Genomic DNA, 25,998 nt, shown 5'->3' on the forward strand with positions numbered 1-25,998 from the left:
GCCATGCACAGCACCGTCCGCCTGACCTTGATTGCCTTGGCCGTGGGCTTGTCCGCGTGCACCTCGCACCCGCCGCGTGAGCCATCACCGCCTATCGAAACGGTGCCGCCGCGAACCGGACCTGCGGTCAAGCCCTTGCCAGGCGGCCAGCCCTCGACCCCGGTGGACAAGCCGGCGCCAGCGCCCAAACCGATGCCACGCACCTCCGCCAGCTTCGCGCCACCGCCCGGCGGCGCGAGCCACTGGGACCCTAAACTGGGTGTCTATGTGCTCGAGAAGAAGACCAATGTGTTCTATCGCCAGCGCACCTATTATCGCTATGACAATGGCTGGAGCTGGTCAGTGAGCCCCGAGGGCCCTTGGCAGGATACCGATAGCAGCGGCGTGCCCGGCGGCTTGGGACGCGCATTCGGGCAATAATGCCGAACATCGAGGCACGGGCGCCGCAAGGGTGTCCGTTTGCCCATACAGTACAGTTGGCCCTGGTTTTTCCGTTTGACTGTACCGCCGGGTCACTCCGCATAATGCCGCTTCGATCCTCGAAGGTGGCGGCATGCATAAAACGATTCTGGTTCTGGTTGAAACTGTCGACGCCTACTTGCCTCTGCTTGAGCAGGCCGGTTACCGGCTGATCCGTGCGCCTTCGCCAGAACTGCGCAGCCAGGCCATTGAGCACCATGCCGGCACGATCGATGCCGTACTAACGCGCGGTCCTCTGGGTTTGAGCGCAGCGGAAATAACCGCCTTGCCCGCGCTGCAGATCATCTGCGTGATCGGCGCAGGCTACGAGCAGGTCGATCTGGCCGCCGCCGCTGCTCGCGGCATTACCGTCACCAATGGCGCGGGGGCCAATGCCGCAGCGGTGGCCGATCACGCCTTGGCGTTGCTCCTGGCCCTGCTGCGCGACATTCCGCGCGCCGACGCCAGCACGCGACGTGGCGAGTGGAATCGGGTCATCAGCCCCTCGGTGAGCGGTAAGCGCCTGGGCATTCTGGGGCTTGGTGCGGTTGGCCTGGCGATCGCCAAGCGCGCCAACCTGGGCTTCGACATGCCCATCAGTTACCACAGCCGCACTGCCCGCGAAGGACTGCCTTATACCTGGTTCGACAGCCCGGTAGCGTTGGCCGCCGCGGTGGACATTCTGCTCGTTGCCACGCCTGGCGGTGCCGCGACACGCCACTTGGTGGACGCGCAGGTACTGCATGCGCTCGGCGCCGAGGGATACCTGGTGAACATTGCCCGGGCCAGCGTGGTGGATACCCAGGCATTGGTATCGGCCCTGCAACAGGGGCGCCTGGCCGGCGCTGCGCTGGATGTCTTCGACGACGAGCCGGCAGTGCCCGATGCGCTCAAGGTCCTGGGCAACACCGTGCTCACGCCACACGTCGCGGGCCAGTCGCCTGAAGCTGCGCGCGATACCGTAGAGCTGGTGCTGCGCAATCTGCAGGCTTTCTTTGCCGGTGAGTCGGTGTTGACCCCGGTGCGTCCATGATCTGTTCGACAGTCGCCGGCCCTCGCCGGATCACAAGGAGCGTTTGATGCAACTTGAAATTTTCCAGGTCGATGCTTTCAGTGCCGAGCCCTTCGGTGGCAACCCGGCAGCGGTTATTGCCCTGCAAAGCTGGTTACCGGATGCCGTGCTGCAGCGTATCGCCGAAGAGAACAACCTGTCCGAGACCGCGTATTTCGTGCGCAATGGTGATGGCTTCGACTTGCGCTGGTTCACCCCCACTGTCGAGGTCGATCTGTGCGGCCACGCCACCCTGGCCGCGGCTTATGTCTTGTTCGAGCAGTTGGCCGAGCAAGCGCAGGTGTTGCGCTTCAACACCCGCAGTGGCGAATTGCGCGTGAGCCGCGCGCAGGATGGCCTGCTGGCCATGGACTTCCCTGCCAAGCAACCGCAGGCGGTCGAAATGCCAGCCGGTTTGCTCGAGGCCCTGGCGTTGCCCGCAGTGCGGGCGGTGTATCGCTCGGACGACTACATCGTGATGATCGATGACCCGGCATTGCTGGATCCGCTCACGCCTGACTTCGCCGCGCTGTCGGCGTTCGATGTGCGCGGCATCGCTGTGACCGCCCCAGGCCGAGGCTTCGATTTCGTCACCCGCTGGTTTGGCCCACGGGTCGGCGTCAACGAAGACCCAGTCACAGGCTCTGCCCATACGTCGCTGGCGCCGCTGTGGGCGCAGCGGCTGGGCAAGCAGGCGTTGACCTGCGAGCAGGGCGGGGCGCGCAAAGGACAACTGCACTGCGAGGTGCCGGGCAATGGGCGAGTGATCATCAGTGGCCGCGCGGCGTTGTACATGCGTGGCACGGTGTTTATCTGATAAAAGGGCGGCCTTGATTCTTACCTTGGAGCATCCCATGAGCGGCGAAGTGCAGATCACCGACCTGATCGAAGGCGACGGCAAGGCCGTCGTCAGAGGCGCCTTGATTACCACCCAATACACCGGCTGGCTGGCCGACGGCAGTGAGTTCGACTCATCCTGGTCGCGGGGCAAGCCTTTTCAATGCGTGATCGGCACTGGGCGGGTGATCAAGGGCTGGGACCAGGGCTTGCAGGGCATGCGAGTCGGCGGCAAGCGCCGGCTGCAAGTGCCCGCGCAGCTTGGCTACGGTGAGCGCGCGGTGGGAAAGATCCCGCCGCATTCGGACCTGACGTTCGAGATCGAATTGCTGGAAGTGCTGACGCGCGATGATTGAGGGAGCCTGAAGGTGCGTGGTTGATCGGGCGGTGCATGGGAACAAAACGCGCATAAGTCACTCTCAGTAGCGTACTTTTGCCAGGAATGCCTCGCTTGCCATCACCCTTCGCTCTCGCCAAGTTATCTGCTTTCTGGCGCCGCCGCCGTTCCTTGCTGTTGGGTATGGCGCTGGTTGCCGCTGCCGTGCCGTTGACGCTGGAGGTGCTGGAAAGCCGTGCCGAGCCCGTCGACGGGACCCAGACCCTGGTATTTCTGCGTCATGCCGAAAAGCCCGGAGAGGGCCTTGGGCAATTGAACTGCCAGGGCCTGAACCGCGCGCTGGATCTGGCCACCGTACTGCCCGAGCGCTTCGGCAAAGCCAATTACGTATTTGCCGCAAACCCCTCGCGACACGTCGAAGAAGGCAGTGACGACCAAAGCTACAGCTACATTCGCCCACTGATGACCATCAGCCCGAGTGCGATCCGCCTCGGCTTGCCGGTCAATATCGACTTCAGTGCCAATGACACCGACGCGCTGGCGGACGAATTGCTCAGCGAGAAATACCGCAACGCGACGGTCTACACGGCGTGGTCGCATGGCTACCTGCCTGAGTTGATCAACACCGTAGCGGCCAAGGCCCTGGGCGACGAACGGGTCATCACCGAGGATTGGAACGGCGACGACTTCGACACCCTCTACGTCCTGACCTTGACCTGGCACGACGGCAAGGCCAGCCTGCTCAGCCGCAACGTGCGCCAAGGTCTCGACGGCGGCGCGCACAAATGCCCGACGTGAGGCGCCGCCACGATGGCTGAGCGGGCAACAGCCGCTGTCAGCGACCTGACCTCATCGGCCAGCCCACCACTTTCTTGGCCCGTGGTGTGGCGTAGGTGCGCACTTTCGAGGTAGTGAGCCCCAGGCGTACCAATGACTCGGCAATGGTCACCGCCGCGCTCACGCCATCCACCACCGGTACGCCTGTGCGTTGACGGATCTGCTCGTCCAGGCCGGCCATGCCACCGCAGCCCAGGCAGATGACCTCGGCCTTGTCGTCGCGCACTGCCCGTTCCGCTTGCTCGACAATGGCCTGGACGGCGCGCTGCGGATCTTCTTCGAGCTCCAGCACCGCCAGGCCGCTGGCCCGCACCGAGGCGCAGCGTTCATACAGGCCCGAGAGCCTCAGACGGTCTTCGATCAGCGGCACGGTACGGTCCAGGGTGGTGACCACCGAGTACGCGTGGCCCAGGTACATTGCCGTGCTGGCGGCAGCGTCGGTGATGTCCACCACCGGCACATCGAGCAATTCCTGCAGGCCCTCGCGGCCATGTTCGCCGTAGCCGGCCTGGATCACGGCGTCGTAAGGGCCGTCATAGGCCATGACCCGGTCCATCACGGCAATCGCCGCCAGGTAACTCTCGAAGTTCCCCTCTACCGATTCGGCCCCGAACCAGGGCGTCAGGCCGATGATCTCGGTGCCGGGGGCGGCGACGCTGCGCGCCTGATCGGCGATGGCGTGGGTAATCGCCTCGGTGGTGTTGACGTTTGCGATCAGAATACGCATGACAGGGCCTCCTTGGTCAGTGGCTGCTGTGGTCGACGGCAATGCACTCGCCGCTGACATCGTGATAGTGACGGTTGCGCGGGGCGATCAGCAGGTACAGCGCAGCGGCGATGCCGGCGCCGATCAGCCAGGAAAACGGCGCGATACCATGGAAGTGCGGCACCAGCGCCAGGACGATCGCCAGCAGCGCGGCCGGCAGGAACGCGGCCAGCGCACGCAGGTTGATGCCTTTGCTGTAGTGGTAGGCGCCGGTCGGGTGCTCGGTATACAGCTGCGGCACGTTGATGCAGCCTTTGCGCAGCAGCCAGTAGTCGGCCATGATCACGCCGTACAGGGGGCCGAGCAGGGCGCCCAGGCCGGACAGGAAGTACACGATCACCAGCGGGCTGTTGTAGAGGTTCCAGGGCAGGATCAGTACTGCCACCGTCGCGCTGATCAGCCCGGCCCGGCGGAAGTTCAGATGGCGCGGTGCCAGGTTGCTCAACACGAAGGCCGGGGCGACGAAGTTGGCCATGATGTTCACCGCCACCGTGACGATCAGAAAGGCCAGGCAGCCCAGCACCAGGAACGGCGTGCTGGGGATGCTGGCGACGATCTGCGTCGGGCTGTCGATGATCTGGCCGTTGATCTGGAACTGCGCGCCGCACAGCACCACGGTGATCATGGCGAACACCAGAATGTTCACCGGCAGGCCCCAGAAATTGCCGACGCGGATGGTCTTGCGGCACGGCGAGGAACGGGCGAAGTCGCAGAAATTCAGCACCAGGGTGCCATAGATGGCCAACCACAGCGCGCCTCCGGCGAAGATGTTGCGCCACATCTCGTAGCCGCTCAGCGGTTCTGCGACCGACCAGGCGATGCGCGCGTCGGCGCGAAAATACATGAACACCGCCAGGCTTGCGACCGTCAGCAGGATCACCGGCCCGGCGAAGGCTTCATAGCGGCGCACCATTTCCATGCCGTAGGCGAGGATCACCAGTTGCACCAGCCAGATCGCCACGAAACACACCCAGCCCAGGCTCGACAGGCCCAGGATGCTGTCGTGATCGTAGCTGGCCACGCTTGGCCAGACGGCCGTCAAGAGCACGCGCAGGACCACCGAAGCCAGGTAGGTCTGGATGCCGAACCAGGCGATGGCGATGACCGCGCGAATCAGCGCCGGAATCTGCGCGCCGTGAATACCGAAGGCGATGCGGCTGATCACCGGAAACGGCACACCGGTCTTCTGCCCCATGTAACCGGACAGGTTCATGAAGAAATACACCAGGGCGGCGCCGATGGCCAGGGACAGCAGGATCTGCCAGCCACCCAGGCCCAAGGCGAACAGGCCCATGGCGAATGAGTAGTTGGCAATGTTGTGCACATCGTTGGTCCACAGCGCAAAGATGCTGTAGCGGCCCCAGCGGCGGCCAGCCAGGCGCGTCGGGGCGAGGTCGCGGTTGTGCAGGCGCGGGCTCAATTCAAGGTGCGCAAGTTCACCGGCAACGGTGGCTGAAGGTTGTGTGCTGGCGACGGATAGTTCAGGGGCAAGGTCGAGGCTGGTACTCATTCCGGCAGGCTCCTGATGCGTGTGGACTGCGAGGAGCGGGCATGCGCACGGGCTCGCCATCTCGTCGGTGCAGCTTGGCATCACTGGGTTCTAGGCGCGGCGGCCGGTATGGAGCCGGCGTCGCGAGTTCTTGTGTATTGATGTTTTGGATAACGTGTATACAAAACACGAACACAGGAAAGCGAGTTCCATGCCATGAAACAAGGGACTTTAGATTCTGCTGATTTCTGACTTCGCTCAGCCGGCTATAACTCGCTGAAAGTCATCGTTTATAAATTGACCAAATGATCAAGTTTAATTTGCTTCTAGTAATATTAGTTGATCGATTGGTCAGTATTAGTTACACGAAGTGTGTAACGGGTTGGGGCATAATTTCGCAAAGTGCACACAAAAATGGCACCTATGGTGACATTTGTGTGTACAAAAAATAGTCAGGTTTCCTGGCGCTGGGCTGAGCTTTGGCAAAAACGTTAGAATGCGCCCCCTTCAATCGCTTGCGGCCTACCATGACCTCGCCTATCCACACCCTCGAACAGATTTTGCAGGCGGGCCTTGATCCCGCGCCCAACGAGACCCGCCGTCTGTTCCATGGTCGCGGGCGCTGCTGGGAGGGCCTGGAGCAGGTAACGGTGGACTGGCTGCAGGGCGTGCTGTCGGTTGCGCTGTTTCGTGAACCGTCCGCTGAGCAGCTGGCCGAACTCGAGGGCATGCTGCGTCGTCTTGCCGAACGCCCGCAATGGAGCGCTCAGGCTGTGCTCATCCAGCACCGCTACCTGCCGGACAGCCCGGGCGAGTGGCTGTTGGGCGAGGCGGGCCAGCAGCGTGAGGTGATCGAGGACGGCCTGCGTTACCTGCTCGACCTCGGTGTGCGGCAGAACAACGGCCTGTTCCTGGACATGCGTTATGGCCGTCGCTGGGTGCGCGAGCAGGCTGCGGGCAAGCGGGTGCTGAACCTGTTCGCTTACACCTGTGGCTTCTCGGTAGCCGCCATTGCCGGAGGCGCCGAACAGGTGGTCAACCTCGACATGGCCAAGGCGGCGCTGGCGCGCGGCCGTGATAATCATCGGCTCAATGGCCACGATGCTTCGCGGGTCGCCTACCTGGGCCATGAACTGTTCAAGTCCTGGGGCAAGGTACGCAAATATGGGCCCTACGACCTGATCATCATCGACCCGCCGACCTTCCAGCGCGGCAGCTTCGTGTTGACCCAGGACTACGCCAAGATCCTGCGCCGCTTGCCCGACTTGCTCAGCCCTGGCGGCACGGTGTTGGCCTGCGTGAACGACCCGGCCATTGCCCCGGCGTTTCTGATCGACGCCATGGCCGAGCAGGCGCCCAACTTGGCGTTCATCGAGCGCCTGGCCAACCCGCCGGAGTTTCCCGATGCCGACCCGGCAGGCGGGCTGAAGGCGCTGGTGTTCCGCCAGCAAGCGCTGGCATCAGCCTGAGACGGCGCGCACCGGTAATGGATAGACCCTGACGGATCGGCTGTTGCAGACAGGCCTCGCGCGGTCCTGAGTGACCGCGAGAGGCCTGTAGATCATTGATTGGTGTAGATCTGGTCGAAGATGCCACCGTCGTTGAAGTGAGTCTTCTGCACGGTGCGCCAATCGCCGAAGGTTTTCTCGACCGACAGGAAGTCGACTTTCGGGAAGCGGTCGGTGTACTTGGCCAGCACTGTCGCGTCACGCGGGCGCAGGTAGTTCTGTGCGGCGATTTCCTGGGCGGCTGGCGACCACAGGTACTTGAGGTATTCCTCAGCCACTGCCTGGGTACCTTTCTTGGCCACGACCTTGTCGACCACGCTCACCGGTGGCTCGGCTTCGGCCGACACGCTCGGGTAGACCACCTCGAACTGATCACGGCCGAATTCACGGGCGATCATCTCGGCTTCGTTCTCGAAGGTCACCAGCACATCGCCGATCTGGTTGGTCATGAACGTGGTGGTCGCGGCGCGACCGCCGGTGTCCAGTACCGGCGCCTGCTTGAACAGCTTGCCGACGAAATCCTTGGCCTTGTTCTCGTCGCCGCCCTGCTTGAGCACATAGCCCCAGGCCGACAGGTAGGTGTAGCGGCCGTTACCCGAGGTCTTGGGGTTGGGCACGATCACCTGTACGCCATCCTTGAGCAGGTCCGGCCAGTCCTTGAGCGCCTTGGGGTTGCCCTTGCGCACGATGAACACGGTCGCCGAGGTGAACGGCGCGCTGTTGTTCGGCAAGCGGCTGACCCAGTTGTCCGGCACCAGCTTGCCATTGTCGGCCAAGGCGTTGATGTCGGTGGCCATGTTCATGGTGATGACGTCGGCTGGCAGGCCATCGATCACCGAACGCGCCTGCTTGCTCGAGCCACCGAAGGACATCTGTACGTTGACCTTCTCCTGGTGCTCCGCTTCCCAGTGCTTTTGAAAGGCTGGGTTGTAGTCCTTGTAGAAGTCGCGCATCACGTCATAGGAGACGTTGAGCAGCGTTGGGGCAGCCTGGGCCAGGTTGCCCAACGCCAGGCCGGCGGCGAGCAGCGAGGCGCTGAAGAGTTTTTTCACGGTGCGTCCTTGTTATCGATGGGAGTGGGCAGAATGCCTGCGACTATAGCGTTTGGTACTTTGGCATTTAAAGACCCAATGGTTCTTTGTTTATGCGCTTAGCGCTGCGCGGCCTATCAGTTCTGTCAGTTGAGTGGCTGGCGTATTCGTAGTGCAGTGAAGGAAGACCTTCAAGAAGGAGCGGGGCGATGGTGCAATGGAGGACGTTATCTTCATCCTTACCGATGGCTCAGGCCCACTGCAAGATACGGATGCTTGCCTACTGTGCATATGGTTACAGGGCGCTGGAGAAAGGCGTTTTGATAGGCTTCAATGGCGAGCGCTGGGCGCCCGTCAGTCACGGTTATTTGCTCGGCAACGGTTACAGATTATACAGACCGATCCTGCGAAGATTTCTCTCTGCTGATTCAAGCAGCCCCTTTGGAACGGGCGGATTGAATACCTATGCCTACTGCGCTGGGGATCCAGTCAATCGTATTGATCCCTCCGGGCATAAATTCTCGCTGACAGGAGGGCTCAAAGCGGTTGGGCTGATGAAACGCACGGGGCGGACGTTGCATTCAGAGTTCAGCGTCCTCAGCTATGACAGGGGAAAAAGCCAGCCGAAAGCTACCCATTATCGAGCGCTCGATATGGATTTTGCGGACGCGAAAAATCACAGCGCTGACCTTGAAAATGCCCTCCGTTCCGAACAGATCAGGTCAGTCTTTTATGAGTACCTGGCTGCGCAAGCCATCGGTGCGTTGGGCGACATGATGAGTGGACAGCCTGATGCAGAGGCCAGGTTCACAAAGGCGAAACAGCAGATCTTCGATCAAAGTCTTTCCCGAATCCGTGAAGGTCTGCCGCCTCGTGAGTCAAATTTTCTTAGCGAACAGCGCACTACCGCATCTTGAACAGAAGGCTGCCCCGTGCTCGTGCGTATTTTTGCTGCAACTGGGGCATGCGTGCTGCAGCTGTTCGCCGCGCATGGCATTGGCCAGCTCGGCAGTGAAGATGCCGGTCGGCACGGCGATGATCGAATAACCGGTGATCATCACCAGCGAAGACAGTACCTGGCCCAGCGGGGTGGTGGGGACGATGTCGCCGAAACCCACCGTGGTCAGGGTGACGATGGCCCAGTAGATGCCTTTGGGGATGCTGGTGAAGCCATGTTCAGGCCCTTCGACGACGTACATCAGGGTGCCGAACACGGTCACCAAGGTCGATACGCTGACCAGGAAGACGATGATCTTCTGCTTGCTCCCGGCCAGCGCGCTGAGCAGATAATTGGCCTGCTTGAGGTAGGGGCTGAGCTTGAGCACGCGGAAGATGCGCAGCATGCGGATCACGCGAATGATTAGCAGATACTGCGCATCGCTGTAATACAGGGCGATGATCCCCGGCACGATCGCCAGCAGGTCGACCAGGCCGTAGAAGCTGAACGCATAGCGCAACGGCTTGGGCGAGCAATACAGGCGGGTCAGGTATTCGGCGAGGAAAATCGCGGTAAAGCCCCATTCGATACCGGCGAGCACGCTGGCATAGCCCTGGTGTACCTGGTCGATACTGTCGAGGATCACGGTTACCAGGCTGGCCAGGATGATCAACAGCAGGATCTTGTCGAAACGCCGGCCGGCTACGGTGTCGGTCTGGAAGACCATGATGTAGAGACGTTCGCGTAGGGCGGGTGATAATTGCATCGTATGAGATTCCAAAAGCATTAAGACGGGCGTTTTTTCTTGATACTACAGCTTGCGTGAGTAATCGCCCTGATAAAACTACCAGTTTTAAAGTGCTTGTGAATTTGTCAATGTAATCCTCTGTTTGCCAGGTATAGGAGAGCCGCAATGCCTAACCCTGATGGAGCTCGCAAAAGTCGTTTGCAGAATGAATCAATGGCTGCAGCCTTTAGTGCGCAAGGCCCGCACAGTCATTGCTGTTATGAGCCTTATGGTTACCAGGCGCCAAATCACGCGCAGACCCTGTTGAAGTTCAACGGCCAGTGGTATGAAGCGATCAGTGAGGGATATCTTTTGGGCAACGGGCATCGACTCTACCAGCCTCGACTATTTCGTTTCCACAGCGCAGATGCCCTAAGCCCATTCGGAGACGGCGGGATCAATTGCTATGCGTATTGCTCGGGGGACCCGATAAATAAAATTGACCCGTCAGGGCGCGTAGGTACTGGGCTGTCGGCAATGATTAAGAAACACCGTCTAGACAAAGGATACGCTAAGCAAGCGCTGAGGGGCACGGCGATCCCTGTCAGTGATCGTCTCGTTCAGGAGCAAACATTCATCAATTCGGATGGCAGAATTTTTACTGTATACAGGAACAGCAGTGGACGCTTTTCTGCCATCGCGCGACCCGACCCAGAGAGTAAGAGACTGACGGCGCCGATTGAACAGCGATCGGAGAGCATCCAGACCTTAAGGGCAATGAATGTTTTTGAAACGCTTCACCCGTTGGTCCATCCCAAGTTATTCTCGGGCGGTGAGGTCATGTGGGGTGATGTGTCTCCGCAGGTTCATGATCTTGGTACTCCACCTCCGCTTCCACCAAGAGTTGGTCTGGGTTCCCCTCCGCCCCCACCAAGAACTGATCTAGGTCCTCCACCTCCGCTCCCACCAAGAACTGATCTTGGTCCTCCACCTCCGCTTCCACCAAGAACTCGTCCCTCAGCAAGCGCTCGAGATGACATACGACAGGGGCCAGTGTAAGCATCGAACACTCAGTTGCGGAATTGATGGGAGCCGATTTTCTGCTTCCTGTAGCCTATATGACCAGCCACATGAATCAGCCAGCAGGCGGCGACGAAAGGTGCTGTCAGGCCGGGCACCGGGAGCTGGTTGACCAGCAACTGCAGCAGTATCGCTAGGCTGATGGCCAGCAATGTTACCCATGGTTTTTCACCTTGTCGGCTGAACGCCAGCGCTGCCAGCGCGGCATTGAAGCCGAACAGGCCAAACCATGCGGCTTGCGCCTGGTCGGCGAGCACTGCCACACCGCCGCCAATGGCCGAGCCGAGCACGGCCCACATGGCTGCATAGGGGTTGGCAATGAGTATCCCGATGATGATCAGCAGCCCGGCCAGCGGCTGGTCGAGCAGAAAAATCTGCCCCAGGCCACGTGCCACGGCATTGGCAAGTTCTGCCTCGACGAACACGCTGGGCGCGGGGTTCGCGAATAGCAAGGCAACCCAGCCGAGCAGCACGAAGGGTGCGGTGTAGGCGACCAGCAGCTTGCCTCCACGCTTGCGCCACTGGTGAGTGATGATGCTCGACAGGCCGCCGGCTGCGATGATCAGCGGCGGGAGCATGGCTGACCAGGGCAGCACGGCGCTGATGAGGATGCCGATCAGCACGCCGTTGTAGCAATACAGCCCGGCCTGGCGGTCGGCGCGATCGTAGCCCCTGGCCTGGGCAGTAAGCAGGCCGGCGAGGGCGCCGAGCAGGGCGCCGCCGACCAGGTCCGGGGCGGTCAGCAGGATGGCCAGCAGGCAGCACAGGCCGCATAGGGGGCTGCGCAGCAGCAGCACCTGGCTGAAGCCGTTGAGCAAGGCCGTGGCCCAGTCAGGGCACGGGTTGACGAAATTTTTGGTGTACATGGGCAGTCAGTGAGGTGAGAAGGTAAGCGGTGGGCCTCTTTGGGCCTCGGTTATCCGCCGTTCAGGTGTATCGGTGTGGGGGAGGGCTGCGCCCTCCCAGCATGACGCAAGGCCGCACCGACTTGGGGCGCGAAGCGCCCCAAGGGGGGCTAGACCAGGATCTCGATACGCAAGGTGTTGGTCGAACCCGGTTTGCCGAACGGCACCCCGGCGGTGATCAGCAGCGTGTCGCCACGGCTGGCCATGCCTTGCGCCTGGGCAATCTCCAAGGCAGTCGAAACCACCTCGTCGACCTGGCGCAAGCGGTCGTTGACCACCGAATGCACGCCCCAGGCCACGCTCAGACGACGGGCAGCGGCCAGGTTCGGCGTCAGGTTGAGGATCGGCGCGCGCGGCCGTTCACGCGCCGCGCGCAAGGTCGAGGCGCCGGACTCGCTGTAGTTGACCAGTACCGCCACCGGCAGGATGCCGCTGATACGCCGGATCGCGCAGCTGATCGCGTCCGACACGGTGGCTTCGGCCTTGGGCCGGCCGACGTCGAGCTGCGCCTGATAGTCCGGGCCGTTTTCCACCTGGCGGATGATCTTGCTCATCATCTGCACCGCTTCCAGCGGGTAGTCGCCGGAGGCGGTTTCGGCCGACAGCATCACCGCGTCGGCACCTTCGGCCACGGCGTTGGCCACGTCGGTGACTTCGGCGCGGGTCGGCGCTGGCGAGAAGCGCATGGATTCAAGCATCTGCGTGGCCACCACCACCGGCTTGCCCAGTTGGCGGCAGGTGCCGATGATGCGCTTCTGGATCTGCGGCACGCTCTCGGCCGGCACTTCCACGCCCAGGTCGCCGCGGGCGACCATGATTGCATCGGCCAGCTCGGCGATGGCCTGCACGTGTTCGACGGCCGAGGGTTTTTCGATCTTGGCCATCAAGTAAGCGCGGTCACCGATCAGCTGGCGTGCTTCGACGATGTCTTCAGGGCGCTGGACGAACGACAAGGCCACCCAATCGACGCCCAGATCCAGGCCGAAGGCCAGGTCACGGCGGTCCTTTTCGGTGAGTGGCGAAAGCTCGAGCACGGCCTGCGGCACGTTGACGCCCTTGCGATCGGACAGCTCGCCACCGTTGAGCACTTCAGTGTCGATGGCATCGCTGTGCTTGGCGGTCACGCGCAAACGCAGTTTGCCGTCGTCAAGCAGCAGGTCCATGCCCGGCTCGAGGGCTGCGATGATTTCCGGGTGGGGCAGGTTGACCCGTTGGCTGTCGCCTGGCGCCTTGTCCAGGTCCAGGCGCAGCGCCTGGCCGCGTTGCAGCTGGACCTTGCCCTCGGCAAAGCGGCCGACCCGCAGTTTCGGCCCTTGCAAGTCCATCAAGATACCCAGTGGGTAGTTCAGCTGCTGTTCGACCTCGCGAATCCACTGGTAGCGCAGGGCGTGGTCGGCGTGCTCGCCGTGGCTGAAGTTCAGGCGAAAGATATTCACCCCGGCCTCGACCAGCTGGCGGATATCGTCGATGCCTTCGATCGCAGGGCCGAGGGTGGCGAGGATCTTCACTTTTTTATCAGGCGTCATGATTGAGCAGTCTCAAGGATCAGAATGGCGCGGAAGTCGTTGACGTTGGTGCGGGTCGGCTCGGTGACGATGAGCGCATCGAGCGCGGCGAAATAGCCATAACCGTTGTTGTTGTCCAGCTCGTCGCTGGCCGACAGGCCCAAGGCCGCAGCGCGGACGTAGCTGTCCGGGGTCATGATGGCGCCGGCGTTTTCTTCCGAACCGTCGATGCCGTCGGTATCGCCGGCCAGGGCGTAGACGCCTGGCAGACCTTTGAGGTTTTCGGTCAGGCTGAGCAGGAATTCGGCGTTGCGCCCGCCACGGCCGTCGCCGCGTACGGTCACGGTGGTTTCACCGCCCGAGAGAATCACGCAAGGCGCTTTGAGCGGCTGCCCATGCTGCACGATCTGCCGGGCAATCCCGGCATGCACCTTGGCCACTTCGCGCGATTCGCCTTCCAGATCGCCCAGAATCAGCGGGCTGAAGCCGGCCTTGCGGGCTTGTACGGCGGCCGCTTCGAGCGACTGCTGCGGCTTGGCGATCAGCTGGAAGTGGCTGCGCGCCAAGGCCGGATCGCCCGCCTTGACGGTTTCGGAGGCGGGGTTGTTGAGCCAGTCGATCACCGCCTGAGGCGCGTCGATGGCGTAGCGCTTGAGGATCGCCAGGGCGTCGGCGGACGTGCTGGGGTCGGCCACGGTGGGGCCTGAGGCGATGACGGTGGCAAGGTCGCCGGGTACGTCGGAAATCGCATAGGTGTACACCGTGGCCGGCCAGCAGGCCTTGGCCAGGCGACCCCCTTTGATCGCCGAGAGGTGCTTGCGCACGCAGTTCATCTCGCCGATGGTCGCACCGGATTTGAGCAGCGCCTTGTTGATGTGCTGCTTGTCGGCCAGGGTCAGGCCTTCGGCGGGCAAGGCCAGCAGGGCAGAACCACCGCCAGACAGCAGGAAGATGACGCGGTCGTCTTCGTTCAGGTCGCTGACCAGCTCCAGCACGCGCTTGGCCACGGCAAGGCCGGCGGCGTCGGGTACCGGATGCGCGGCTTCGACCACTTCGATCTTCTGGCAGTTGGCGCCATGGCCGTAACGGGTGACGACCAGGCCCGAGACCTCGCCTTGCCAGTTCTTTTCCACCACTTCGGCCATGGCGGCGGCAGCTTTGCCGGCCCCGATGACGATGACCCGGCCGCTGCGATCGGCGGGCAGGTAAGGTTCCAGAATCTGGCGCGGGTGGGCGGCGGCGATGGCTGTGTCGAACAGCTCGCGGAGAATTTTTTGCGGATCGACCGACATGGCAGGCTCCCATTTATTGTTGTTCTGCAAAATCGAAAACGCCCCTGGAACTGCCTCCGTGCAGGCCGAACCAGGGGCGGGTGTTGCTCGGTGTCGCTGCCTGGCCTGTGGTCGCAGGTCAGGCGGCGTGGGCTTTATCGCGAGCTATGCTCGCTCCTACGGGCTTTGCGCTGATCCCGTAGGAGCGAGCGCAGCTCGCGATGAGGCCAGTGAGGCTTACAACTTATTGCTCGTCGCGGATCGAGAAGTTGGCCATGTGCTCCAGGCCCTTGATCAGCGCCGAGTGGTCCCAGTTGCCGCCCCCCAGGGCCTGGCAGGTGTTGAACACTTGCTGGGCGTTGGAGGTGTTGGGCAGGTTGATGCCCAGTTCCTTGGCGCCTTGCAGGGCCAGGTTGAGGTCCTTCTGGTGCAGGTTGATGCGGAAGCCTGGGTCGAAGGTGCCCTTGATCATGCGCTCGGCGTGCACTTCGAGAATCTTCGAGGAGGCGAAACCGCCCATCAGCGCTTCACGCACCTTGGCCGGATCCGCGCCATTCTTGGCGGCGAACAGCAACGCTTCGGCGACCGCCTGGATGTTCAGGGCGACGATGATCTGGTTGGCGACCTTGGCGGTCTGGCCGTCACCATTGCCACCGACACGGGTGATGTTCTTGCCCATGGCCTCGAACAGCGGCTGGGCGCGCTCGAAGGCTTTCGGGCAACCACCAACCATGATGCTCAGGGTCGCCGCCTTGGCGCCGACTTCGCCGCCGGATACCGGGGCATCCAGGTAGGCAGCGCCGGTGGCCTTGATCTTCTCGGCAAAGGCCTTGGTGGCGGTCGGGGAGATCGAGCTCATGTCGATCACCACCTTGTTCGGCCCTACGCCTTCGGCGACGCCGTTTTCACCGAACAGCACGCTCTCGACCTGCGGAGTGTCGGGGACCATGACGATGATGAATTCAGCTTCCTGAGCCACTTCCTTCGGGTTGGCCAGGGCCACGGCGCCGGCAGCGATCAGGTCGGCAGGTGCTGCATCGTGGTGGGTGGAGACGAAGATGCTGTGGCCTGCTTTCTGCAGGTTTTGCGCCATGGGTTTGCCCATGATGCCAGTGCCGAGGAAACCGATTTTAGCCATGAGAATGTGCCTCTTGTAGTTGTTGAATCTGGGTGGGCTGCGTTGCCGGTGCGCCCCTGCAGATTGCGTGTACGGTCTTAGATTGCGTTATGGGTTTTCAGCCAGCCCAGACCCGCCTCGGTGGTGGTCAGCGGCTTGTACTCGGCGCCCACCCAGCCTTGATAGCCGATGCGGTCCAGGTGCTCGAACAGGAAGTGGTAATTGATTTCACCGGTACCTGGCTCGTTGCGCCCTGGGTTGTCGGCGAGCTGGACGTGATTGATCAGGGCGAGGTTGGTTTGCAGGGTGCGCGCCAGGTCCCCTTCCATGATCTGCATGTGATAGATGTCGTATTGCAGGAACAGGTTGTCGCTGCCCACTTCGGCCTGGATATCCAAGGCCTGCTCAGTGGTATTGAGGTAGAAGCCCGGGATATCGCGGGTGTTGATCATTTCCATGACCAGGCGGATCCCGGCGCCCTTGAGCTTGTCGGCGGCATACCTGAGGTTGTCGACGAAGGTCTTGCGCACGTCGGCGCAGGCCAGGCCTTGCGGGCGAATCCCGGCCAGGGCGTTGACCTGGGTGTTGCCCAGCACCTTGGCGTACTCGATGGCCTTGTCGACGCCATCGCGGAATTCCTGCACGCGGTCAGGGTGGCAGGTGATGCCACGCTCACCTTTGGCCCAATCGCCGGCCGGCAGGTTGAACAGCACTTGGGTGAGGCCATTGGCGTCGAGCTGCTGCTTGATTTCGGCGGCGCTGAAATCATACGGGAAAAGGTATTCGACGCCGCTGAAACCTGCGTCGGCGGCAGCCTTGAAGCGGGCCAGGAAGTCCTGTTCGGTGAACAGCATGGACAGGTTGGCGGCAAAGCGAGGCATGGGGTGTCTCCTTGCGATGAGGGCCCCCGGTCGCGGCCGGGGGCGTCAGGCGGTCAGTCCAGCAGCGAGATGGCGGTTGGCGCGTCGTTACCGACCAGGGCCAGGTCTTCGAATTCGTTGACCGCGTTGATCTCGGTGCCCATGGAAATGTTGGTCACACGCTCGAGGATCACTTCGACCACCACCGGCACGCGAAACTCTTCGGCCATCTTCTGCGCCTTGAGCAAGGCCGGAGCGATCTCTGCCGGTTCAAATACGCGGATGGCCTTGCAACCCAGGCCTTCGACTACGGCGACATGGTCGACACCGTAGGTGGCAGCGTCGGTCGAGTTGATGTTCTCGAACGCCAGTTGTACACAGTAATCCATGTCGAAGCCACGCTGCGCCTGGCGAATCAGGCCCAGGTAGGCGTTGTTCACCAGCACGTGGACATACGGCAGGTTGAACTGCGCGCCCACTGCCAGTTCTTCGATCATGAACTGGAAGTCATAGTCGCCCGACAGTGCCACCACCTTGCGCGCCGGGTCGGCCTTGACCACACCCAGGGCCGCTGGAATGGTCCAGCCCAGCGGGCCGGCCTGGCCGCAGTTGATCCAATGACGGGGCTTGTACACGTGCAGGAACTGCGCGCCAGCGATCTGCGACAGGCCGATGGTGCTGACATAGCAGGTGTCTTTGCCGAATACCTGGTTCATCTCTTCATAGACGCGCTGCGGCTTGACCGGCACGTTGTCGAAGTGGGTCTTGCGTTGCAGGCTGGCCTTGCGTTGCTGGCAGTCTTCCAGCCAGGCCTTGCGGCACTTGAGCTTGCCGGCCGCTTTCCACTCGCGTGCCACGTCCAGGAAGGCATCGAGGGCCTGGCCTGCATCGGAAACGATACCCAGGTCTGGGGTGAACACGCGGCCGATCTGGGTCGGTTCGATGTCCACATGGACGAATTTGCGGCCTTCGGTGTAGACGTCCACCGAGCCGGTATGACGGTTGGCCCAGCGGTTGCCGATGCCGAACACCAGATCGGATTTGAGCAGGGTGGCATTGCCGTAGCGGTGCGAGGTCTGCAGGCCGACCATGCCGACCATCAACGCGTGGTCGTCCGGGATGGTGCCCCAGCCCATCAGGGTCGGGATCACCGGCACGCCGGTCAGCTCTGCGAATTCGACCAGCTTGTCGCTGGCGTCGGCATTGATGATACCGCCGCCTGCCACCAGCAGTGGGCGCTCAGCGTCATTGAGCATGGCCAGGGCTTTTTCCGCCTGCACGCGGCTGGCGGCCGGCTTGTGCACCGGCAGCGGCTCGTAGGCGTCGATGTCGAACTCGATTTCGGCCATCTGCACGTCGAACGGCAGGTCGATCAGCACCGGGCCCGGACGGCCGCTGCGCATTTCGAAGAATGCTTTCTGGAACGCATAAGGCACCTGACCGGGTTCCAGCACGGTTGTAGCCCACTTGGTGACAGGCTTGACGATGCTGGTGATGTCCACGGCCTGGAAGTCTTCCTTGTGCAGGCGAGCACGTGGCGCCTGACCGGTAATGCACAGGATCGGGATGGAGTCGGCCGAGGCGCTGTACAGGCCTGTGACCATGTCGGTACCGGCGGGACCTGAGGTACCGATGCACACGCCGATGTTGCCTGGATTGGCGCGGGTGTAACCCTCGGCCATGTGCGAGGCGCCTTCGACGTGACGAGCGAGGACGTGATCGATGCCACCCACTTTCTTCAGGGCCGAGTACAGCGGGTTGATGGCAGCCCCCGGGATGCCGAACGCAGTCTCTACACCTTCACGGCGCATGACCAGAACGGCTGCATCGATTGCTCTCATTTTGCTCATGATTTGTGCCTCATCGATTTTGTAATTGTATACAACTTTCTTTGTGCCAGAGTGTATTCACGGCTGGCGCTTCAGGTCAACGGGTTTTCGTCGGGCTGAGTGCGTTGGCGCCGAGCGCCCATGAAAATGATCGTTTGCGCCATCGCATACGATCGTTTCAATTTATTGTATACAAAAAACAACCGAGTTGTGTTCTATTGGCTTATCCGATTTTCACTTGCCCTATGGCTTCCAACAACAAGAAGAGGACCTGTCATGAACGCTTTAAACCTGAAAATCGCGGTCAGCCTGGTGAATGCTGCGCTGGCTGCCGGGCGCAAGATCGACGCCGCGCCATTGACCGTGGCCGTGCTTGACGCCGGCGGCCATCTGTTGGCGCTGCAGCGCGAAGACGGCGCCAGCCTGATTCGCCCGGACGTGGCCATTGGCAAAGCCTGGGGTGCGATTGCCGTCGGCAAAGGCTCGCGCCTGCTGGCGCTGGATGCGCAACAACGGCCTGCATTCTTCGCCGCCTTGAACGGGCTAGGTGAACGGCCAGTGGTGCCGGCACCAGGTGGGGTATTGATTCGCGATCAGGAGGGTAAAGTGCTGGGGGCGGTCGGTATCAGCGGCGATACCTCGGATATCGATGAGCAATGCGCGATCAGTGCGATCGAAGCGGCGGGAATGAAGGCCGACGCGGGCGTGGCAGCCTAGCCATTGCCTGTCTGCCCAGGTTTGCTCGTGGTTCCTGGCAAGGCCGTTGCCAGGGCCGCGAGCAGGTCTGGGCGAAACTGATTCAGGCCACTTCCGGCTCGCAGCCCTTGAGCACCATGCGAATGATGGTCTGCGCCGCTGCATCGTAGTCGCTGTCGGTGAGCTTGGCTTTGCCGGTCACCGCCGAGATCTGCCAATCGAAGTCGGCATACGTCTGAGTCGCCGCCCAGATGCTGAACATCAGGTGATGCGCATCGACATGGGCGATCTGCCCGCGGTCTATCCAGCGCTGAATGCACTCGATGTTGTGCCGCGCCTGCTCGTTCAATTGCTCCACCTGGTTGGCCGAGAGGTGCGGCGCACCGTGCATGATTTCGCTGGCGAACACCTTTGAGGCATGGGGCAGGTCACGCGAAATGCGGATCTTCGAGCGAATGTAGGCGCTGAGCACCTGCTTGGGGTCGCCGTCGGCATTGAACGGCGTCGACGCCTGCATGATGGGTGCGATGATGCTTTCCAGGACCTCGCGATAGAGGTTGTCCTTGGATTTGAAGTAGTAGTACACGTTCGGCTTGGGCAGCCCAGCCTTGGCGGCAATGTCACTGGTCTTGGTGGCGGCGAAGCCCTTGTCGGCGAATTCTTCACTGGCTGCGCGCAGGATCAGCTCCTTGTTGCGCTCGCGAATGGTGCTCATGTCAGGGCTCTTCCTCGTGTTAGACCGCCTCTCGGAGGGATCGGGCATGGTAGCACCGTGCCCGACGACGGCTCAAGGCAGGGAACCCGGGGGTGAGTCAGGCAGTCTGGTGCCTCAGAGCGAAGTATTCACTTAGGAAGAATCGGACATGGCGGGCAGCAGCTTTTTTGCATTACTCGATGACATCGCGGCGCTGCTGGATGACATCTCGCTGATGAGCAAGGTCGCCGCGAAAAAATCGGCCAGCGTCCTGAGCGACGATCTGGCCGTGAACGCTGAGCAAGTCACCGGCATGAAAGCCGATCGCGAACTGCCGGTGGTCTGGGCCGTGTTCAAGGGCTCGCTCAAGAACAAGGCCATCCTGGTGCCGTGCGCGCTGATTCTCAGCGCCGTGCTCCCTGCGGCAGTCAAGTGGTTGCTCATGGCAGGCGGGTTGTACCTGTGCTACGAAGGCTACGAGGCGATCAAGGACAAGTTTTCCCGCAAAGGGCATGGTTCTGCCGAGCAGGGTAAAAAGGCCGTCCCCAAGACCGCAGAAGAACTTGCCCAATACGAAAAGCGCAAGATCAGAGGTGCGATCAAGACCGACTTCATCCTCAGCGCAGAGATCATCGTCATCACCTTGAACGTTGTCGCGGATGCGCCTCTGTATCAGCAGATTTTGACCCTGACCTTGATTGCGGTGGTAATGACCATCGGCGTCTACGGCTTGGTCGCGGGCATCGTGCGCCTGGACGACGCCGGCTTTGCGCTGGCCAAATCGAAGGCGCAAGGGGTGTGGGGCAGGGCGCTCAGGGCATCTGGCGAGCTGCTGGTCTCGGCCGCACCGTTTCTGATGAAAGCGCTGTCGTGGATCGGCACGGTCGCCATGTTCCTGGTCGGCGGAACGTTCGTCGCCGAAGGCATTGCCCCGCTCGAGCACGCCGTCGAGGCGCTGGTAGCAGCGATTGGAGGCTGGAGCGCGGCGGTCAAGCTGGTGGCCTTTGGCGTGGTCGGGGCGCTGGCAGGATGGCTTACCGCGCTGGTGGTCAGTGGCGTTTCGAAGGTTCGCCGTCGAGTCGCGCGATGACCCGGCCATCGGAATAGGCGTCGCGCCCACGTGATGGTGGGCGCGCGCGTCTGGCTCAGGTCAGAAGTGCACCTTGACCAGGAAGCTCATGGTGTTCTGGTCGGTGGTGAAGGCATCGCTGTCCTTGATGCCATACTTGTTCGACCAGTAATCGTACTCGACACCGACGTACAGCTGCTTTTCGCCCAGGTGCAAAGCCTTGCCCAGGTCGTACTTGATCTGCGGGTTGAAGTGCAGGTTGGCGTGGTAGGTGCCGCGACGGTTCTCGTCGTTGTCCACTACCCAATCCATGAAGCCGTCGATCAGCACGTCGGAATCGCCCACGGGGATGGTGTAGGCCCACACCGGGGTGATCTGCCACACGTTGTCGCCGGCGCGGCTGCCGTCAGTGGTACGGTTGTAGAAATTGAGCTGGAAGTAATCGAAGCCTGGAATCGCCAGGTCGAAGCCTGGGCCGATCAGGTAGGCCTCGGTGTCACCCTCGCCGAACTCGTAGGTCATGGCCAGCAACACGTCCTTGACCGGGCCGAATTCCAGTTTCTGGTCGAAGATCTTGTTGAACGACAGCCGCGGGCTGATCTCGCCGTAGTAGGTGTTCGGCCCGTTACCGGCGTCTTTCTGCCCCTGGTAGAAGATCTTGTCGACGAAGATGAAGTTATCGCCGTACTTCCAGCCGTCGGCGTGTTCGAAGGTCAGGGTTTGCTGAATCGCTGGGTTGACCTTGAAATTCTTGCCCCACAGGTAAGTCAGGCTGTTGCTCTGCCACTGCAGCAGGTCATCGGCGAAAGTAGTGCCGCAGGCCAGCAGGCCGCCCGCGAGAATCAGGCTATTGATGGTACGCATTGCGAGTGTCGCTCCCTTGGTGGATCTGTTGTCAGCGCTCGGTGTTGGCGCCTTTTTTGTCTTTTGAGTCAGCTTTTTTCGATTGGCCACAGCTGTTTGGCAAGCGCTGCGCCAACTTTCCGGGTTAGCCACAACCTTCCTGCTCGACTCGTTCACAACGGATGAAAATGGGTATTTCAGGCTGGCAACACGTTGGCCAACCGCCCGAATTCATTGACTGAGCGGTCAGTAAACGCGGGCAGAATCCTTCCTGCCCTGATCGAGGGGGCGCGCAGATTACTGGCTTGCGCGCCGCGCCTCAAGTGCTCCTTCCTGGCGCACGGTGATTCAAAGCTGGGCACGTGGTCAGGTTTTCAGAAATGTACCTTGATCAGCGCGCTGGCGACACTCTGGTTGCTGTCCAGATTGCCGCGGCTGTCGATGCCGTACTTGTCTTTCCAGTAGCTGTATTCGAAGCCGACGTAGAGCTGTTTGACCCCCAGGTTCAGGGTCTTGCCCAGGTCGTACTTGACCTGGGGATTGAAGTGCAGGTTGGCGTGATAGGTGCCGCGGCGGGTCTGGTCGTTGTCGGTGACCCAGTCCATGTAGCCGTCGAACAGAATGTCCGACTTGCCGACCGGGATGGTGTACGACCAGGCCGGAGTGATCTGCCAGACATTGTCGCCCGGGCGGCTGCCCTCGGTGTTGCGCACATAGAAGTTCAGGGTGAAGTAGTTGAAGCCCGGCACCGCCAGGTCGAAGCCCGGACCAATCAGGTAGGCCTCGTTATCGCCCTCGCCACGCTCGTAGGTCATGGCCAGCAACACGTCCTTGATCGGCCCGAAGGCCAACTTGCGGTCGAAGATCTTGCCCAGCGACAAGCGCGGACTGAATTCGCCGTAGTAGGTGGTCACGCCTTTGCTGGCGTCGGCCTTGCCGTTGTAGAAAATCTTGTCGACGAACAGGAAGGTGTCGCCGTACTTCCACTTGTTGGCATGCTCGAACGTGACGGTCTGCTGGATGCTCGGGTTGACCTTGAAATCCTTGCCATACAAGTAGGTCAGGCTCTCGCCGTGCCATTGCAGCCAGTCGTCGGCATGCGCGGGGAGGGTGGCCAGCAGGCTGCTGCCCAATAGCAGAGACGGGGTGATGCGCTTCATGGTGTGCTTCCCGGACTTATTGTTTTTGTTGGCGGTTTTTTTGGCGCGCAGGCGCCCCGAGCGGCCCATTCCGGCGGGCCGACGGTGAAGCGTTGAAGGCGAAAGACGAGGGGCGGCAAGTTGCGCCGCCCCGCTTGGCTCAGTGCTGGTGGCAGGCGTCGTTGTGCACGGCGCGCTCGGCGCCACCGAGGATGTTGAACAGCACGTTCAGTACCAGGGCACTGACCGTGGCCATGGCGATACCGCTGTGGGTGATTGGCTCCATCCACTGTGGCATCTGTGCGAAGAACTCCGGCCGCACCACGGGAATCAGGCCGAAGCCCACGCTCACCGCCACCAACAGCTGGTTGCGACGATCGCCGATGTCAGCTTCCTGAAGAATCTTGATCCCGGTGGCGGTAACCATGCCGAACATGGCAATCGACGCGCCGCCCAGCACTGCAGGGGGAATCGAGGCGATCAGGTAGGCCGCCTTGGGCAGCAGGCTGAGCAGAATCAGCAGCGCTCCGGCCGTGACCGTGACATAGCGGCAGCGCACGCCGGTCATCTGCACCAGGCCGATGTTCTGGGCGAACGAGGAGTGGGTGAAGGTGTTGAAGAACCCAGCGACGAACGATGCCCCAGCGTCGCACAGCAAGCCGCGACGCAGCATCCCCGGGGTGACTTCACGCTCGGTGACCTTGCCCAGGGCCAGGAACATCCCGGTGGACTCGACGAAGATGATCACCACCACCAGGCACATCGACAGGATCGGGGCCAGGCTGAAGGTCGGCATGCCGAAGTGCAGGGGCGTCACCACTTGCAGCCACGGCGCTTCGCTCAAGCCCGACAGGTCGACCATGCCGATCGAGCCCGCCAGGATGTAGCCCAGGCCCATGCCCACCAGCACGGACACGTTGACCCAGAAGCCACGCATGAAGCGGTTGATCAGCAGGATCACCGCCAACACCAGGCCTGCGACCAGCAGATAGATGGGCGAACCGAAGGTGGTGGCTTCCTGACCGCCCCCGGCCCAGTTGACGGCCACGGGGAACAGCGACAGGCCAATGGAGGTGATCACCGTACCGGTGACCAGTGGGGGGAAGAAGCGCACTACCTTGGACATGAACGGCGCGATCAACATGCCGAAGAAACCGGCAGCGATGGTTGCACCGAAGATGCCTTGCAGACCCACGCCGGGCATGCCGGCCATGGCCACCATGCTGCCGACGGCAGCGAAGCTGGCACCCATCATCACCGGCATGCGGATCCCGACCGGGCCGATGCCGAACGATTGCACGATGGTGGCGACGCCGGCGACCAGCAGGTCGGCGTTGATCAGAAAGGCGACTTCCTCACGGGACAGACCGGCGGCCTGGCCGATGATCAGAGGCACCGCAATCGCGCCTCCGTACATCAGCAACACGTGTTGCAGGCCAACCAGGAACAGTTGGAACAGGGGCAAAGGCTGTCGCGGCGGCGCAACTGGGATGTACGCCTTGCGGGACTCGGACATGCAGCACCTCGAGTTTTGTTTTTATTCTCGGATCCAAGCGACAAGCTCCAAGCGGCAAGCTTCAAGAAAAAGCCTGTGGTTCCCGCGTTGGAGCCTGACACTCGATGCTTGCTTCCTACTACGTACAGCTAGAGGCTTGCAGTTCGATCAGTTGACCTGGGCGCCTTTGGCGATCCAGTCACCGACCAGCTTGCGCTCCTCGGCGGTCATCTGCGTGATGTTGCCCAGTGGCATGATCTGGCTGGCGACCGCTTGCGCCTGAATGCGCGCGGCCTGGGCCTGGATCTGCTGCGGGGTGTCGAACATCACGCCGGCTGGCGCTGCGCTGAACAGTGGGCTGGTCGGCTTGGACGAATGGCACACGGTGCAGCGTTCCTGGATGACGCTGTGAATCTTCTCGAAGCTGTCACCACCGGCCTGGGCCGAGGCCTGGGCTGGCGCTTGTGCAGGCTCGGCAGGTGCCTGGGCGGCCTGTGCGGCTTGCTCGGCGCGATGCTCGGCGGCGGTCTTGCCACCGACTGCGGTTGCCGGCAGTGGCTGGTATTCGACCTGCGCTGCGGCTTGCTCAGGGCTGGTCGCCATCGGCTTGGGACCGGTGACGTAGGCCAGGCAGATCATCGCCAGTGCGCCGACCGGCAGGGTCCAGGCGTACTTGTTGCTGTCGTGGCGGGTGTTGAAGTAATGGCGGATCAACACCGCTGCGACTGCAATGCCGGCCAGGATCAGCCAGTTGTACTGGCTACCGTAGGTGCTCGGGAAGTGGTTGCTGATCATGATGAACAGCACCGGCAAGGTGAAATAGTTGTTGTGGCGCGAGCGCAGCAGGCCCTTGGCCGGCAGTACCGGGTCAGGCGTCTGGTTGTTCTCGATCGCCGCCACCAGCTGGCGCTGGGCCGGCATGATGATGCGGAACACGTTGCCGACCATGATGGTGCCGATGATCGCGCCGGTATGCAGGTACGCGCCGCGGCCGCTGAACACTTGGCTGAAGCCGAAGCACGCCGCGATGATCAGCACGAACAGCACTGCACCGAGCAGGGCCGGGTGCTTGCCCAGTGGCGAGTCGCACAGGAAGTCGTAGATGAACCAGCCGGCCACCAGCGAGCCGATACCGATGGCCACGCCCTCGGCACCGGTCAAGGTGCTGCCAGGTGCCAGCAGGTACAGCGTTGGGTTCCAGTAGAACACCACGCACAGCAGGGCGATACCGGACATCCAGGTGAAATACGCTTCCCATTTGAACCAGTGCAGGTTCTCCGGCATTTTCGGTGGGGCGAGCTTGTATTTCTCCAGGTGGTAGATACCACCGCCGTGAATGGCCCAGAGGTCACCTGACAACCCATCGCGCGGATTGCTTCGATTCAGGTGGTTCTCCAGCCAGACGAAGTAGAACGATGCACCGATCCAGGCGACACCGGTGATCATGTGAACCCAGCGAATGCTCAGGTTCAGCCATTCGTGAAGGTGTGCTTCCACAGTATGTACCTCTGCCGAT

At 61.8% G+C, this 25,998-nt stretch carries 24 protein-coding genes and 1 pseudogene; 10 read left to right on the forward strand and 15 right to left on the reverse strand.

Annotated elements, in window-relative coordinates:
- Positions 1-3 precede the first annotated feature (3 nt).
- From ACLEJW_RS13390 to ACLEJW_RS13410, 5 genes are all read left to right on the forward strand, one after another.
- Positions 4-420, forward strand: coding sequence for a hypothetical protein (locus ACLEJW_RS13390; protein ID WP_145189239.1), 417 nt, complete (start codon positions 4-6; stop codon positions 418-420).
- A 133-nt stretch (positions 421-553) separates the two neighbouring features.
- Positions 554-1,492 (forward strand): 2-hydroxyacid dehydrogenase, encoded by a 939-nt coding sequence (locus tag ACLEJW_RS13395; protein ID WP_145189236.1) that lies wholly within the window; start codon positions 554-556, stop codon positions 1,490-1,492.
- A gap of 46 nt (positions 1,493-1,538) precedes the next feature.
- A complete protein-coding gene (locus tag ACLEJW_RS13400) occupies positions 1,539-2,327 on the forward strand; it encodes a PhzF family phenazine biosynthesis protein (protein WP_145189232.1) in 789 nt (262 codons plus the stop codon).
- A 37-nt stretch (positions 2,328-2,364) separates the two neighbouring features.
- Positions 2,365-2,703: an FKBP-type peptidyl-prolyl cis-trans isomerase gene (locus tag ACLEJW_RS13405; RefSeq protein WP_313459041.1), complete on the forward strand. Its 339-nt coding sequence runs from the start codon at positions 2,365-2,367 to the stop codon at positions 2,701-2,703.
- A gap of 164 nt (positions 2,704-2,867) precedes the next feature.
- On the forward strand, positions 2,868-3,482 hold the full coding sequence (locus ACLEJW_RS13410; protein ID WP_256675095.1) for a histidine phosphatase family protein: 615 nt from the start codon (positions 2,868-2,870) through the stop codon (positions 3,480-3,482).
- A gap of 37 nt (positions 3,483-3,519) precedes the next feature.
- On the opposite strand, the gene ACLEJW_RS13415 is transcribed toward ACLEJW_RS13410, so the two are convergent.
- Both ACLEJW_RS13415 and ACLEJW_RS13420 read right to left on the reverse strand, forming a co-directional pair.
- The gene (locus ACLEJW_RS13415; RefSeq protein ID WP_440777717.1) at positions 3,520-4,248 is read right to left on the reverse strand and encodes an aspartate/glutamate racemase family protein; all 729 of its coding nucleotides are present in this window, start codon (positions 4,246-4,248) and stop codon (positions 3,520-3,522) included.
- Positions 4,249-4,264: 16 nt separating this feature from the next.
- Positions 4,265-5,797: an NCS1 family nucleobase:cation symporter-1 gene (locus ACLEJW_RS13420; RefSeq protein ID WP_313459035.1), complete on the reverse strand. Its 1,533-nt coding sequence runs from the start codon at positions 5,795-5,797 to the stop codon at positions 4,265-4,267.
- Between the two features lie 506 nt (positions 5,798-6,303).
- Between ACLEJW_RS13420 and ACLEJW_RS13425 the strand changes: the two genes are divergently transcribed.
- Positions 6,304-7,245 (forward strand): class I SAM-dependent methyltransferase, encoded by a 942-nt coding sequence (locus ACLEJW_RS13425; RefSeq protein WP_440777718.1) that lies wholly within the window; start codon positions 6,304-6,306, stop codon positions 7,243-7,245.
- Between the two features lie 92 nt (positions 7,246-7,337).
- Here the strand turns inward: ACLEJW_RS13425 and ACLEJW_RS13430 are convergent, their stop codons facing one another.
- A complete protein-coding gene (locus ACLEJW_RS13430) occupies positions 7,338-8,336 on the reverse strand; it encodes a sulfate ABC transporter substrate-binding protein (RefSeq protein ID WP_145189217.1) in 999 nt (332 codons plus the stop codon).
- A gap of 251 nt (positions 8,337-8,587) precedes the next feature.
- Here ACLEJW_RS13430 and ACLEJW_RS13435 point away from each other — a divergent pair, with 251 nt between their 5' ends.
- On the forward strand, positions 8,588-9,232 hold the full coding sequence (locus ACLEJW_RS13435; RefSeq protein ID WP_440777719.1) for an RHS repeat-associated core domain-containing protein: 645 nt from the start codon (positions 8,588-8,590) through the stop codon (positions 9,230-9,232).
- On the opposite strand, the gene ACLEJW_RS13440 is transcribed toward ACLEJW_RS13435, so the two are convergent.
- Positions 9,194-10,018, reverse strand: coding sequence for an ion transporter (locus ACLEJW_RS13440; protein ID WP_440777720.1), 825 nt, complete (start codon positions 10,016-10,018; stop codon positions 9,194-9,196). The two genes, ACLEJW_RS13435 and ACLEJW_RS13440, sit on opposite strands and share 39 nt — an antisense overlap.
- Positions 10,019-10,213: 195 nt before the next feature.
- Between ACLEJW_RS13440 and ACLEJW_RS13445 the strand changes: the two genes are divergently transcribed.
- Positions 10,214-11,038 (forward strand): RHS repeat-associated core domain-containing protein, encoded by an 825-nt coding sequence (locus tag ACLEJW_RS13445; RefSeq protein WP_440777780.1) that lies wholly within the window; start codon positions 10,214-10,216, stop codon positions 11,036-11,038.
- 11 nt (positions 11,039-11,049) lie between these two features.
- Here the strand turns inward: ACLEJW_RS13445 and ACLEJW_RS13450 are convergent, their stop codons facing one another.
- The 6 genes and pseudogenes from ACLEJW_RS13450 to gcl all read right to left on the reverse strand — a co-directional run bounded on the left by ACLEJW_RS13450 (position 11,050) and on the right by gcl (position 18,567).
- Positions 11,050-11,925 (reverse strand): urea transporter, encoded by an 876-nt coding sequence (locus ACLEJW_RS13450; protein ID WP_440777721.1) that lies wholly within the window; start codon positions 11,923-11,925, stop codon positions 11,050-11,052.
- A gap of 149 nt (positions 11,926-12,074) precedes the next feature.
- Positions 12,075-13,490 carry a pyruvate kinase gene (gene pyk / locus ACLEJW_RS13455; RefSeq protein WP_145189207.1) on the reverse strand — a complete coding sequence of 472 codons (1,416 nt, stop codon included), beginning with the start codon at positions 13,488-13,490 and terminating at the stop codon, positions 12,075-12,077.
- Positions 13,487-14,761, reverse strand: a complete 1,275-nt coding sequence (locus tag ACLEJW_RS13460) for a glycerate kinase type-2 family protein (RefSeq protein ID WP_145189204.1) — start codon at positions 14,759-14,761, stop codon at positions 13,487-13,489. Before ACLEJW_RS13460 ends, pyk begins: the two co-directional genes overlap by 4 nt.
- A 223-nt stretch (positions 14,762-14,984) precedes the next feature.
- Positions 14,985-15,890 (reverse strand): annotated as a pseudogene (locus ACLEJW_RS13465) (2-hydroxy-3-oxopropionate reductase); the annotation flags it as partial.
- A gap of 65 nt (positions 15,891-15,955) precedes the next feature.
- Positions 15,956-16,738: a hydroxypyruvate isomerase gene (hyi, locus tag ACLEJW_RS13470; protein WP_313297310.1), complete on the reverse strand. Its 783-nt coding sequence runs from the start codon at positions 16,736-16,738 to the stop codon at positions 15,956-15,958.
- A 53-nt stretch (positions 16,739-16,791) separates the two neighbouring features.
- Positions 16,792-18,567 (reverse strand): glyoxylate carboligase, encoded by a 1,776-nt coding sequence (gene gcl, locus ACLEJW_RS13475; protein ID WP_313297307.1) that lies wholly within the window; start codon positions 18,565-18,567, stop codon positions 16,792-16,794.
- A gap of 255 nt (positions 18,568-18,822) precedes the next feature.
- Between gcl and ACLEJW_RS13480 the strand changes: the two genes are divergently transcribed.
- Positions 18,823-19,263, forward strand: a complete 441-nt coding sequence (locus tag ACLEJW_RS13480) for a GlcG/HbpS family heme-binding protein (RefSeq protein WP_145189193.1) — start codon at positions 18,823-18,825, stop codon at positions 19,261-19,263.
- 82 nt (positions 19,264-19,345) lie between these two features.
- Here the strand turns inward: ACLEJW_RS13480 and ACLEJW_RS13485 are convergent, their stop codons facing one another.
- Complete coding sequence (locus tag ACLEJW_RS13485) at positions 19,346-19,957, reverse strand: TetR/AcrR family transcriptional regulator (RefSeq protein WP_145189190.1); 612 nt, start codon at positions 19,955-19,957, stop codon at positions 19,346-19,348.
- Positions 19,958-20,105: 148 nt separating this feature from the next.
- Here ACLEJW_RS13485 and ACLEJW_RS13490 point away from each other — a divergent pair, with 148 nt between their 5' ends.
- Positions 20,106-21,026, forward strand: a complete 921-nt coding sequence (locus ACLEJW_RS13490; protein WP_440777722.1) for a DUF808 domain-containing protein — start codon at positions 20,106-20,108, stop codon at positions 21,024-21,026.
- Positions 21,027-21,086: 60 nt separating this feature from the next.
- Here ACLEJW_RS13490 and ACLEJW_RS13495 read toward each other — a convergent pair whose 3' ends face one another.
- From ACLEJW_RS13495 to ACLEJW_RS13510, 4 genes are all read right to left on the reverse strand, one after another.
- Positions 21,087-21,869, reverse strand: coding sequence for an outer membrane protein OmpK (locus ACLEJW_RS13495; protein ID WP_145189184.1), 783 nt, complete (start codon positions 21,867-21,869; stop codon positions 21,087-21,089).
- A gap of 353 nt (positions 21,870-22,222) precedes the next feature.
- Complete coding sequence (locus tag ACLEJW_RS13500; protein WP_440777723.1) at positions 22,223-23,008, reverse strand: outer membrane protein OmpK; 786 nt, start codon at positions 23,006-23,008, stop codon at positions 22,223-22,225.
- Between the two features lie 139 nt (positions 23,009-23,147).
- Complete coding sequence (locus ACLEJW_RS13505) at positions 23,148-24,503, reverse strand: nucleobase:cation symporter-2 family protein (protein ID WP_145189178.1); 1,356 nt, start codon at positions 24,501-24,503, stop codon at positions 23,148-23,150.
- Between the two features lie 147 nt (positions 24,504-24,650).
- Positions 24,651-25,979 carry a urate hydroxylase PuuD gene (locus ACLEJW_RS13510; protein ID WP_145189175.1) on the reverse strand — a complete coding sequence of 443 codons (1,329 nt, stop codon included), beginning with the start codon at positions 25,977-25,979 and terminating at the stop codon, positions 24,651-24,653.
- Positions 25,980-25,998: the final 19 nt, after the last annotated feature.

The organism is Pseudomonas sp. SMSB3 (genome assembly GCF_052041965.1).
Lineage (GTDB): Bacteria > Pseudomonadota > Gammaproteobacteria > Pseudomonadales > Pseudomonadaceae > Aquipseudomonas.

Excerpts from the sequence above, each read along its gene's own strand:
- pyk (WP_145189207.1), bottom strand. The coding sequence starts at position 13,490 with ATGACGCCTGATAAAAAAGTGAAGATCCTCGCCACCCTCGGCCCTGCG.
- ACLEJW_RS13485 (WP_145189190.1), bottom strand. The coding sequence starts at position 19,957 with ATGAGCACCATTCGCGAGCGCAACAAGGAGCTGATCCTGCGCGCAGCC.
- ACLEJW_RS13445 (WP_440777780.1), top strand. The coding sequence starts at position 10,214 with ATGGCTGCAGCCTTTAGTGCGCAAGGCCCGCACAGTCATTGCTGTTAT.
- ACLEJW_RS13425 (WP_440777718.1), top strand. The coding sequence starts at position 6,304 with ATGACCTCGCCTATCCACACCCTCGAACAGATTTTGCAGGCGGGCCTT.
- ACLEJW_RS13495 (WP_145189184.1), bottom strand. The coding sequence starts at position 21,869 with ATGCGTACCATCAATAGCCTGATTCTCGCGGGCGGCCTGCTGGCCTGC.
- ACLEJW_RS13490 (WP_440777722.1), top strand. The coding sequence starts at position 20,106 with ATGGCGGGCAGCAGCTTTTTTGCATTACTCGATGACATCGCGGCGCTG.
- ACLEJW_RS13415 (WP_440777717.1), bottom strand. The coding sequence starts at position 4,248 with ATGCGTATTCTGATCGCAAACGTCAACACCACCGAGGCGATTACCCAC.
- ACLEJW_RS13500 (WP_440777723.1), bottom strand. The coding sequence starts at position 23,008 with ATGAAGCGCATCACCCCGTCTCTGCTATTGGGCAGCAGCCTGCTGGCC.
- ACLEJW_RS13460 (WP_145189204.1), bottom strand. The coding sequence starts at position 14,761 with ATGTCGGTCGATCCGCAAAAAATTCTCCGCGAGCTGTTCGACACAGCC.
- ACLEJW_RS13395 (WP_145189236.1), top strand. The coding sequence starts at position 554 with ATGCATAAAACGATTCTGGTTCTGGTTGAAACTGTCGACGCCTACTTG.
- ACLEJW_RS13410 (WP_256675095.1), top strand. The coding sequence starts at position 2,868 with ATGGCGCTGGTTGCCGCTGCCGTGCCGTTGACGCTGGAGGTGCTGGAA.
- ACLEJW_RS13450 (WP_440777721.1), bottom strand. The coding sequence starts at position 11,925 with ATGTACACCAAAAATTTCGTCAACCCGTGCCCTGACTGGGCCACGGCC.
- ACLEJW_RS13435 (WP_440777719.1), top strand. The coding sequence starts at position 8,588 with ATGCTTGCCTACTGTGCATATGGTTACAGGGCGCTGGAGAAAGGCGTT.
- ACLEJW_RS13505 (WP_145189178.1), bottom strand. The coding sequence starts at position 24,503 with ATGTCCGAGTCCCGCAAGGCGTACATCCCAGTTGCGCCGCCGCGACAG.
- ACLEJW_RS13400 (WP_145189232.1), top strand. The coding sequence starts at position 1,539 with ATGCAACTTGAAATTTTCCAGGTCGATGCTTTCAGTGCCGAGCCCTTC.
- ACLEJW_RS13420 (WP_313459035.1), bottom strand. The coding sequence starts at position 5,797 with ATGAGTACCAGCCTCGACCTTGCCCCTGAACTATCCGTCGCCAGCACA.
- hyi (WP_313297310.1), bottom strand. The coding sequence starts at position 16,738 with ATGCCTCGCTTTGCCGCCAACCTGTCCATGCTGTTCACCGAACAGGAC.
- ACLEJW_RS13405 (WP_313459041.1), top strand. The coding sequence starts at position 2,365 with ATGAGCGGCGAAGTGCAGATCACCGACCTGATCGAAGGCGACGGCAAG.
- ACLEJW_RS13480 (WP_145189193.1), top strand. The coding sequence starts at position 18,823 with ATGAACGCTTTAAACCTGAAAATCGCGGTCAGCCTGGTGAATGCTGCG.
- ACLEJW_RS13440 (WP_440777720.1), bottom strand. The coding sequence starts at position 10,018 with ATGCAATTATCACCCGCCCTACGCGAACGTCTCTACATCATGGTCTTC.
- ACLEJW_RS13390 (WP_145189239.1), top strand. The coding sequence starts at position 4 with ATGCACAGCACCGTCCGCCTGACCTTGATTGCCTTGGCCGTGGGCTTG.
- gcl (WP_313297307.1), bottom strand. The coding sequence starts at position 18,567 with ATGAGCAAAATGAGAGCAATCGATGCAGCCGTTCTGGTCATGCGCCGT.